This is a genomic window from Nonomuraea sp. NPDC048881 (genome assembly GCF_040649795.1).
Taxonomy (GTDB): Bacteria; Actinomycetota; Actinomycetes; order Streptosporangiales; family Streptosporangiaceae; genus Nonomuraea.
The window spans coordinates 607,952-617,144 of the sequence record NZ_JBEZGC010000006.1; the positions used below are offsets into that span (position 1 = coordinate 607,952).

Annotated in this window: 7 protein-coding genes and 1 pseudogene; 5 read left to right on the forward strand and 3 right to left on the reverse strand. The window is 74.4% G+C overall.

The genetic code is table 11. The features are described from left to right. Nucleotides 1-58 precede the first annotated feature (58 nt). Nucleotides 59-1,159 (forward strand): serine hydrolase domain-containing protein, encoded by a 1,101-nt coding sequence (locus tag AB0C33_RS24900; RefSeq protein WP_358291804.1) that lies wholly within the window; start codon nt 59-61, stop codon nt 1,157-1,159. Nucleotides 1,160-1,196: 37 nt separating this feature from the next. On the opposite strand, the gene AB0C33_RS24905 is transcribed toward AB0C33_RS24900, so the two are convergent. Further along, nucleotides 1,197-1,382 carry a hypothetical protein gene (locus tag AB0C33_RS24905; RefSeq protein WP_352320620.1) on the reverse strand — a complete coding sequence of 62 codons (186 nt, stop codon included), beginning with the start codon at nt 1,380-1,382 and terminating at the stop codon, nt 1,197-1,199. A 198-nt stretch (nt 1,383-1,580) separates the two neighbouring features. Between AB0C33_RS24905 and AB0C33_RS24910 the strand changes: the two genes are divergently transcribed. The 3 genes from AB0C33_RS24910 (at nt 1,581) to AB0C33_RS24920 (ending at nt 4,353) form a co-directional block, all read left to right on the forward strand. After that, nucleotides 1,581-2,540, forward strand: a complete 960-nt coding sequence (locus AB0C33_RS24910) for a nitronate monooxygenase (RefSeq protein WP_358291806.1) — start codon at nt 1,581-1,583, stop codon at nt 2,538-2,540. A gap of 33 nt (nt 2,541-2,573) precedes the next feature. Then, the gene (locus tag AB0C33_RS24915; protein WP_358291808.1) at nt 2,574-3,467 is read left to right on the forward strand and encodes a hypothetical protein; all 894 of its coding nucleotides are present in this window, start codon (nt 2,574-2,576) and stop codon (nt 3,465-3,467) included. Nucleotides 3,468-3,534: 67 nt separating this feature from the next. Then, nucleotides 3,535-4,353, forward strand: coding sequence for an SAM-dependent methyltransferase (locus AB0C33_RS24920; protein WP_358291810.1), 819 nt, complete (start codon nt 3,535-3,537; stop codon nt 4,351-4,353). Here the strand turns inward: AB0C33_RS24920 and AB0C33_RS24925 are convergent. Both AB0C33_RS24925 and AB0C33_RS24930 read right to left on the reverse strand, forming a co-directional pair. Further along, complete coding sequence (locus AB0C33_RS24925) at nt 4,347-5,504, reverse strand: FAD-dependent monooxygenase (protein ID WP_358291812.1); 1,158 nt, start codon at nt 5,502-5,504, stop codon at nt 4,347-4,349. The genes AB0C33_RS24920 and AB0C33_RS24925 overlap by 7 nt on opposite strands. 77 nt (nt 5,505-5,581) lie before the next feature. Further along, nucleotides 5,582-8,671: a BTAD domain-containing putative transcriptional regulator gene (locus AB0C33_RS24930; RefSeq protein ID WP_358291814.1), complete on the reverse strand. Its 3,090-nt coding sequence runs from the start codon at nt 8,669-8,671 to the stop codon at nt 5,582-5,584. A 295-nt stretch (nt 8,672-8,966) separates the two neighbouring features. Between AB0C33_RS24930 and AB0C33_RS24935 the strand changes: the two are divergent. Further along, nucleotides 8,967-9,193: pseudogene (locus AB0C33_RS24935) on the forward strand (hypothetical protein); the annotation flags it as partial.

Here is a 9,193-nt window from a genome sequence, read left to right on the forward strand (position 1 = left end):
CGTACTCATTTGAGTACTGTACCGTCCAGTTCCCGAAACGAACAGGAGTGACGACCTCATGAGCGACCTTCAGCAGCAGGTGCAGCAGACCGCCGACAAGCTGGTCGAGTCAGGCACCGAGCGCGGGTTGCAGGTGGCCGTCTACCGCGACGGCGTGCAGATCGTGGACGTGGTGGCGGGCGTGGCCGACCCGGAGACCGGCCGGCCGGTCACCTCCGACACCCCGTTCTACAACTTCTCCATCGGCAAGGGCGCGACCTCCACGGTCGCCCACATGCTGGCCGAGCGCGGCCTGTACGACTACGACACCCCGGTCGCCGACCTGTGGCCGGAGTTCGCCAGGAACGGCAAGGGCGGCGTGACCGTCCGCCACGTGCTGACCCACACGGCCGGCGTGCCCGGCGTGCCGCTCGACACGACGCCCGAGGACGTCTGCGACTGGGACAAGATGGTCGCCGCCCTGGAGAACGCCGAGCTGTGGTGGGAGCCGGGCACGAAGATGGGCTACCACGCCTACACCTTCGGCTTCCTCGTCGGCGAGATCGTCCGCAGGGCCACCGGCAAGCGCATCTCGCAGGTGCTGCTGGAGGAGGTCTCCGGCCCGCTGGGCGTGGCCCGCGAGCTCTACTTCGGCATGCCGCCGGCGGAGCAGCACCGCCTGGCCCGCCTGGAGGACGAGCCGATGGACCCGTCGGCGTTCGGGGACATGCCGGCCGACCTGCCGATGTTCAGGGCCGGGCCGATGGAGCTGATGCCCAATGCCGCCCTCGGCAGCAGGCCCGACTACCTGACCGCCGACATCCCGGCCGGCGGCAAGACCTCGGCCAGGGCGATCGCGCGCATGTACGCCGCCCTGCTCGGCGAGGTGGACGGCGTGCGGCTGATCTCGCCGGATCGGCTGCGTGAGGCGACCACGGTGGCCTACAGCGGCCCGGACGAGGTCTTCGGCATGCCCTCGACGTGGGGTCTCGGCTTCACCATCGGGCTTCCCGGCGGCTCGCCGCAGGAGAGCGCGACGGCGTTCGGCATCGGCGGGGCGGGCGGCAGCTACGCGTGGGCCGACACCGCGACCGGCACCGCCGTCGCCCTCACCAAGAACCGCCTCACCAACGACTTCGCCGCCGTCGGCGAACTGGCCGCCCTGGTCGCCCGGTCCTGACCGCCGGGCGCGGGGGCGTCGCCGCCTCCGCCGGGGCTCAGCCGTCGCGGCACAGGGGGCGGCCGCCGACCACGCAGGCGATGCCGTCGAGGTCGCAGCTCAGCAGGGTGCCGTCCATGCCGAGCACGAGCACGAGATCGCTCCTCGACCGGTGGGCCAGCATGATCCGGCCGACGACACCGTTGTCCAAGACCACGGTCGGGCGGCTCGCAGCGCTGTCCATGTCCTGGCGACTCCTCTCGGGTTCCCAACAGGCCACGCGCGCCGGACCCGTCCCCACCAGGATGCACAGCCGCCGCCTCCGGCGCATCGGTCATCCGGCTCTACTTTCGTACGGATCCTGCGTTGTCGCCCTCCCGCCATGCTCGCAGAGGGCAGGGTGCGAGACTGACAACGGCAGGCGACGTGCAAGGAGGCCGGCGTGCGGACGTGGTTGACCGAGCGGTTCGGGCTGACGGTGCCCCTGGTGGGCGCGCCCATGGCCGGAGTGGGCGCGGGCCGGCTGGCCGCCGCCGTCTCCGCGGCCGGCGCGCTCGGCGTGATCGGGGTGTCCGCCGCCGCCCCCGCCTCCTGGATCGAGGCCGAGGCCGCCGTCGCCGCCGGGAGCGGGCGGCCGTACGGGATCGGGCTCATGGCCTGGGCGCTGCCCGGCAACCCGGCCCAGTTCGAGGCCGTGCTCGCGGCCCGGCCGCGGCTCGTCTCGGTGAGCTTCGGGCCGTACCAGTGGTACGTGGCGGAGCTGCGGCAGGCCGGCATCACGGTCGTCACGCAGGCGGGCACCACCGACGAGGCCCGCGCCGCCGAGCAGGCCGGCGTCGACGCGGTCGTGGCGCGCGGGGCCGAGGCGGGCGGCCACGGCCGGGCCGACGTCGGCACGCTGCCGCTGCTCCAGAGCGTGCTCGACGCCGTCCGCGTCCCGGTGCTGGCGGCGGGCGGCATCGCCACCGCGCGCGGGCTGGCCGCCGTGCTGGCGGCGGGGGCCGAGGGCGCGTGGGCCGGTACGGCGTTCATGGGCTGCGCGGAGACGGCCCTGCCGGAGACGGCGGCGGCCCGCGTGCTGGCCGCGGCCGAGACCGACACCGCCTACGGCCGCGTCTTCGACGTGGCCCAGCGCCTCGACTGGCCGGCCGAGTACGGCGGCCGGGCCCTGCGCAACACGTTCTTCGACCGCTGGGCCGGTCACGAGGAGGAGCTGGCGGCCGACGAGGAGGCCCCGGCGCGGATCGCCGCCGCCCGCCGCGACGGCGACTTCGACACCGCCTGCATCTACGCGGGCCAGGCCGTCGGGATGGTGCGCGAACGGCGCACGGCCGCCGACGTGGTGGCCGGTTTCGCCGAGGCGGACGCCCTGCTGCGCCGCTTCGCCCGGCCCGGCGGATGACGCCGCTTCTGGCCTGATGCATCCTCTTGTGCCATGACACATCAGACGCTCCCCCCAGCGCCCCCGGCACCCGCCGCGCCCTCCGTCGCCACGGCGCCGGAGACCGCGTCCGCCAGGGGCAGTGTGCTGGAGGTGATGGAGAAGATCGGCACGGTCGTCGTGCCGATCGCCGTCGCCGTGTACGCCCTGCTCTACCTGGGCTTCGAGAGCGTCTACGACACCTTCGGCATCACCCCTGAGCAGGCCGGGCTCACCCAGGCGAGCATCTTCGGCCACCTGGTGGCGACGCTCGTGCTGCTCTTCCTGACCCTGCTGCCGCTGCTCGGCCTGGTCGTGGGCGCCTGGTGGCTGCTCGACCGGATCACCCGCGGCGCCGCCGGACGCGTCCTCGACCGGGGGCGGGAACAGCCGTGGCTGGCCGCCGCGGTGGGCGCGGCGCTGTCGGGCGTCGCGTACTGGGGGCTGCTCGGCATCCTCGACGTCACCGGCACGCCGGTGCTGATCACGGTCGCGGTGGTCGGGCTGTTCTGCCTGCTGGTGCCGTACCGGTTGCTGCGGGCGCGGCCCACCGGACGGGCCGCGATGCGCGTGCTGACCGGCGCGCTGGTGGGGGTGGGCCTGGGGTTCGTGCTCGTCGGCTGGATGACGCAGGGGGCCGAGGCGGTGCACGACCGCGGCGAGGCCAACCTCGTGCTCCAGCTCACCGGGTTCTCCAACCAGTGGGCCGAGGTGCGCGACGACTCCGGCAAGCTCCTGTCGAAGGGGCAGCGCTGGCTGGTGCTCGGCCAGGACTCCGGCGCGTACGTGTTCTACGACTGCGCCACGGCCGGCACGATCCGCCGTCCGATCGACGCGACGGTGCTGAGCAGGATCGAGCTCGACCCCGAGTTCGACGACCCCCGCTCCTGCGGTTACGCGGCCAAATAGAACACGTTCCGGTAAGTTACCGATTAGTATGGCCACCGAACAGTGGCAGGCGAGGAAATGGGTCACCATGTCTGAGCTAGAACGTGTTCCGCCCGGCGTGGATCCGAACGTGCCGAGCTCCGCCCGGGTGTACGACTACCTGCTCGGCGGCAAGGACAACGTCGCCGTCGACCGCGCGGTCGCCGAGCGGCTGCTGGCCGTCGCGCCCGACGCCCGAGCCGTCGCCAGGGCCAACCGCCGCTTCCAGATCGAGGCCGTGCGCCACGTCGCCCGCCAGGGCGTGCGCCAGTTCATCGATCTCGGCACCGGCATCCCGACCTCGCCCAGCATCCACGAGACCGTCCGCGAGGTGAGCCCCGCCTGCCGGGTGGTCTACGTGGACCACGACCCGATGGTCCGCCTGCACGCCCAGGTGCTGCTCGCCGACCAGCCCGGCGTCGCCGGCATCCAGGGCGACCTGCGCCGGCCCGCCGACATACTCGCCGACCCGCACGTCACCGGCCTCATCGACTTCGACCAGCCGGTCTGCGTGCTGATGGTCGGCGTGCTGCACTTCGTCATGGACGCCGAGGACCCGCCCGGCATCGTCGCCGCCTTCAGGAAGCCCATGGCGCCCGGCAGCCATCTGGTGCTCTCCCACGCGATGGCCGAGAGCTCTCCCGAGGCCATCGCCCAGCTCCGCCTGGCCACCGCCGGCTCGCCCGCCCAGGGCGCGTTCCGCAGCCACGGCGAGGTGCTGCGGCTGTTCGACGGGTTCGAGCTGATCGGGCCCGGCCTGGTGCCCGTCCAGGACTGGCGGCTCACGGACGACGACCACGTCCCGCCGCTGGACGGCACGCCCCGGCTCCGGCTCGACGCGGGCGTGGGCCGGGTGCCCGTTCAGTAGTCCTTCAGCGCGATGTTGGTGGCGAACTTGTCGGTCACCTTCATCATCAGGCCGAGCAGGAAGCCGAACTTGAAGGTCCAGTTCCGCATGCGGATCCCGGCAGGGGAGCCGGGCGCCAGGAACGTGCCCGCGTTGTTGCCGCTCCTCGTGACCTTGGAGTAGCGGCGCATCTGGCGTTCGTACTCGGCGAAGGCCACGCGGTGGTCGCCGCCCGCCGCGGCCAGCTCCTCGGCCAGCACGTACGCCCCCACCAGGGCCAGCCCGCTGCCGAACCCGCCCAGCGTGCTGCCGTACGCCGCGTCGCCCAGCAGCGCCACCCGGCCGTGGACGTACCGGTCGATGCTCACCCGGCTGATCGAGTCGAGGTAGACGTCCTTGGCGCCGCGCACCGCGTCGAGGACCTGCGGGGTGCGCCAGCCCATGCCGGCGTAGGCCCGCTCCAGGATCGCCTTCTGCTGCTCGACGTCGTAACGGTCGTAGTCGAGCCGCTCGGAGGCGAAGACGAAGAACGCCGGCGCCTTCGGCCCGCCGACCGCGACCATCCTGCCGGGCTCGTTGTACATCTGGCCGTGCGGGCCGAAGTCGCGGTCCAGCTCCACCAGCGCGTAGTAGTGGCCGAGGAAGTCCACGCACTCGGACTCGGGGCCGAAGGCCAGCCTGCGGACGTTGGAGTGGATGCCGTCCGCGCCCACGACCAGGTCGAACGTGCGGGGGGCCGAGCGTTCGAAGGTGACGTGCACGCCGCCCGCGGCCTCGGTGAGCGAGGTGATGGAGTCGCCGAAGACGTACTCGCAGGTTGACGCGGTGCGCTCGTACAGCAGGCGGGCCAGGTCGCCGCGGCGGATCTCGATGTCGCCGCCGGTGAACTCGCCGGGCATGACTCCGAGCGTGCGGCCGTCGGCGTCCACGAAGTACTGGTCGGTGCCGCCGGTCTGGAGGCGGCGCACGTCGTCCAGGATGCCCATGCGGGTCAGGACGGTGTGGTGGGTCTCGCCCTTGAAGTCCACCGCCTGGCCGCCCTCGCGCAGGGCCGGCGCCTTCTCCACGACGGTGACGTTGCAGCCGTGGCGGGCCAGGCAGTGGGCCAGCGCGGGGCCGCCGATGCTGGCTCCGGAGATGAGTACGCGGGTGTTGTGCAGGTTGTCTCTCATGTCGGCAAGCCTCGCCGGGAGCGCTGACAGCCCGGCGACGACCGGCTGACAGTCCCCGGCGCGGCCGTCCCGGACTGTCAGGTGAGGATCGTGGACCGGGCCTCGTCCCTGGTCATCGCGGCGCCGCGGGCGTACAGGGCGGCGAAGCGCGCCGGGCCGAGCGCGGCCGTGGCGGCGGCGGCCGTCGCGGCCACGTCGTGGTCGCCGGTCACCGCCGTCCCGCGCAGCGCCACCCCCACGCCGAGCAGCAGCGCCGCCCGTTCCGGCGGGTCGTCGAGCAGGGCGGCCCCGGCCAGGCCCTCGACGGCGTCGGCCAGGTCGCTGTCGACCGGCGAGCGCAGCGCGACGGCCACCGCCTCCCGGTGCCGGGCCACGGCCTCGGCCGCCTCGCCCCTGGCCTGGGCCAGCCGGGCCAGCGCCGTGAGCACCTGCGGATCCGTGCTGCCGGCCAGCGGGGAGCCCGGAGCGGTGGCGGCCAGCGCGTCCCGCAGCCGTTCGGCGGCCTCGCCGAGATCCCCCTCGATCCTGGCCAGGTCGCCCAGCCTCACGTGCACGGCCGCCGTCAGCTCGGGCCGTCCAAGCTCGCGGGCCAGCTCACGGGCGCGCAGGCAGTCGGCCCTGGCCGCGGCCAGGTCGCCCGCGCGCAGCCGGGCGTCGGCTCGCCGGCACAGCACGTCCACCAGCTCGTCCAGCGCCCCGAGCTCGTCGAGCAGTTCGAGCGCCTGCGCCCACAGCTCCGTCGCCCGCGCCCACTCGCCGCGCCAGCCCGCGATGACCGCCAGCCAGTCGAGCCCCTGCGCCTTCCCCCAGCGCTCGCCCAGCGCGCCGAACTCCGCCAGCACGATCTCCAGCTCCCGCTCGGCCGCCACGATGCCGCCGTTCAGCAGCAGGAGCAGCGCTTCGCCGAGCCGGCCGAGCGCCCGGCTCCACGGGTCGCCGCCCAGCTCGCGCTGCCGTGGCCGTTCCACGTCGCGCTCGGGCGGCCCCGCGGTCATGCCCCACAATGCGGCGGCGAACGGATGCCGTACCGGCCGGTCCGGGTCCGTCGTGATCTCGGCGGCCCGCCTCCAGTGCGGCGACCCGGTGCCGGGGGCGGCGTGCAGGACGGCGAGCACGTACTCGTCGGTCAGGCCCGCCGGCGGCTCGGGGCCGAGCACGTCGAGCAGCCGCCGGGCCGGCTGGACGGCCTGGCCGCGCCGCCCGCTCAGATACCAGTACATGGCCAGGGCGGCGATCAGCCGCAGCGCGACCCGCTGGTCGTGCTCGACGCTCCAGCGCAGCGCGGCCTGGAGATCGGCGTCGTCGGCCCCCAGGCGGGCCAGCCATTCGAGCTGCTCGGCACGGTAGAGATGGGGTTCGGCGCGCTGGGCGTGCGCCAGGTGCCAGGCGGCGTGCGCGGCGCGCATCCGCTCCTCCTCGCCCGCCTCGGCCAGCCGCCCGGCGCAGAACAGCCGGACGGTGTCGAGCATGCGGTAGCGGTCGCCGGCGGTCTCCACCAGCGACTTGTCCACCAGATCGGCCAGCAGCACGGCGCTGTCCTCGCCGCACACCCGCTCGACCGCCTCCAGCCGGGCCCCGCCGGAGAACACCGAGAACCGCCTGGCCAGCACCTGCTCCTCGGCGTCCAGCAGGTCCCAGCTCCACTCCACCACCGCGTGCAGCGTCCGGTGCCGGGCGGCGGCCGTGCGGTCGCCGCGCGAGAGCAGCCGGAACCGGCCGTGCTCGGCCAGCCGCGCGGCGATCTCCGCCACGGGGAACGTGCGCACCCGGGCCGCGGCCAGTTCGATGGCCAGCGGCAGGCCGTCCAGAGCCGCGCAGATGCTCAGCGTCGCGTCGAGGTCCAGCTCCAGCCCCGGCCGTACGGCGGCGGCCCGGTCGGCGAACAGTCTGATCGCCGGGTAGGCGAGCGCGTCCCCGGCGGAAGTGCCCGGGGGCGGGGTGCCCAGCGGCGGCAGCGGCACCAGGTGCTCGCCGGTGATGCCCAGCGGCTCCCTGCTGGTGGCCAGGACGCGCACGCCGGGACAGCCGGCCAGGAGGCGGCGGGCCAGCGTGGCGGCCTCGGCGACGACGTGCTCGCAGTTGTCCAGGATGAGCAGCAGGTCCTGCTCGGCGAGGGCGGCGACCAGGCGCTCGGCGGGGTCGGCCAGGCCGGGGACGCCCGGACTGAGCGCCGACTCGCGCAGCCCGAGCGCGTTCAGCACCAGCAGCGGCACCTGTCCCTTCCCGGCCGCGGGCGACAGGTCGGCGAAGCACGCCTGCCGCTCCTGGTCGCGGGTGGCGGCCTCGACGGCCAGGCGGGTCTTGCCGGTGCCGCCGGGGCCGGTGATCGTGACCAGGCGCGCCCCGCGCAGCGCGGCCAGGCGCGCCAGCTCCTCCTCGCGGCCGACGAACGTGGTGAGCTGCGGCGGCGGCGCCGACCGCGTGGCGTGCGCGCGCCGCTGCTCGCCGCGCAGGATCGCCAGGTGCAGCGCCGCCAGCTCGGGCGAGGGGTCGGCGCCCAGCTCGTCGGCGAGCAGCCGCCGCCCCTCGTCGTAGACGGCCAGCGCCTCGGCCTGCCGTCCGGCCGCGTGCAGGGCGCGCATCAGCAGGGCGCGCGGGCGTTCCCGCAGGGGGTGGGCGGCGACCAGCTCGCGCAGCCCCGCCGCGGGCTCGGCCTCGGGCAGGTGCAGGTCGGCCTCGTACAGGTCCTCCCGGGCCGCGAGGCGCAGCTCCTCCAGCCGGTCGGCCTGCCCGGGCGCGTAGGCGGCCTCGCGCACGTCCGCGAGCGCCGGGCCGCGCCACAGATCCAGGCACTCCCTGAGGACGGCCGCCGCCGCCGCGTGCCGGCCCGCCGCGAGCAGCCGCCGGCCGTCGCGGGCCAGCCGCTCGAAGCGGTGGGCGTCGACGTCCTCGGGCGGGACCGCCAGCCGGTAGCCGGCGCCGTGGAACTCGATCAGGTCGGCGGGCAGGTTGCGGCGCAGCCGGGAGATCTGCGCCTGCACGGCGTTGGCCGCGCCGGCCGGCGGGCTCTCGCCGTACTGGGCGTCGATGAGCCGGTCGACGCCGACCGTCCGGCCCGCGTCCAGCAGCAGCAGGACGAGCAGGGCACGCGGTCGGGGACCGCCCACGGCGATCGGGTCGCCGTCGGCCGATCGCACCTCCAACGGGCCCAGGATGCCGAACTGCACGTGCCCGATTGTCCAGCATCGTGGCTGTTATCCGCACGTGGATGGGTGTGACCAGCGGTAACAGAAATGTCGGTATGCCTACCGATGAACATACGTATTTTCGAGCAGTCAACCAGCGCTTAGCGTCTGGCGGCAACAAGGCGAAACGGTCCGCTTGCTGTATCCGTCACCCTTTATCACCCCCCACATCCCCCTCACGCCCCGCGACCCAGGACACCCCTGACCGCGCGGCGGCCCGCGCACGCCCACAAGACGGCAACGGCCGGAGGGAGCCCGCCGAAAGGAGCACCACAGCGTGAAACCCAAAGCCTTACTCGCGGCGGTCGCCGGCCTGGCCACGGCCGCGACCCTGACGCTTCCCGCGTCACCCGCGAGTGCCGCCCCGCCCGGAGCCACCCCTGCCCAACAAGGCTCCAGCAGCAGCCGAGCGGCGGCAGACCCCGCCTCGCTCGCCGCGGCGGTCGCCGACAGGGCGGTCTCCAGCCAGCTCGACAACCTCAGCAGAGGCCCCGACGAGGCCTA

Bases quoted from the DNA above. Each gene is read 5' to 3' on its own strand.
- AB0C33_RS24915 (WP_358291808.1), top strand. From the start codon at position 2,574: ATGACACATCAGACGCTCCCCCCAGCGCCCCCGGCACCCGCCGCGCCC.
- AB0C33_RS24905 (WP_352320620.1), bottom strand. From the start codon at position 1,382: ATGGACAGCGCTGCGAGCCGCCCGACCGTGGTCTTGGACAACGGTGTC.
- AB0C33_RS24920 (WP_358291810.1), top strand. From the start codon at position 3,535: ATGTCTGAGCTAGAACGTGTTCCGCCCGGCGTGGATCCGAACGTGCCG.
- AB0C33_RS24925 (WP_358291812.1), bottom strand. From the start codon at position 5,504: ATGAGAGACAACCTGCACAACACCCGCGTACTCATCTCCGGAGCCAGC.
- AB0C33_RS24900 (WP_358291804.1), top strand. From the start codon at position 59: ATGAGCGACCTTCAGCAGCAGGTGCAGCAGACCGCCGACAAGCTGGTC.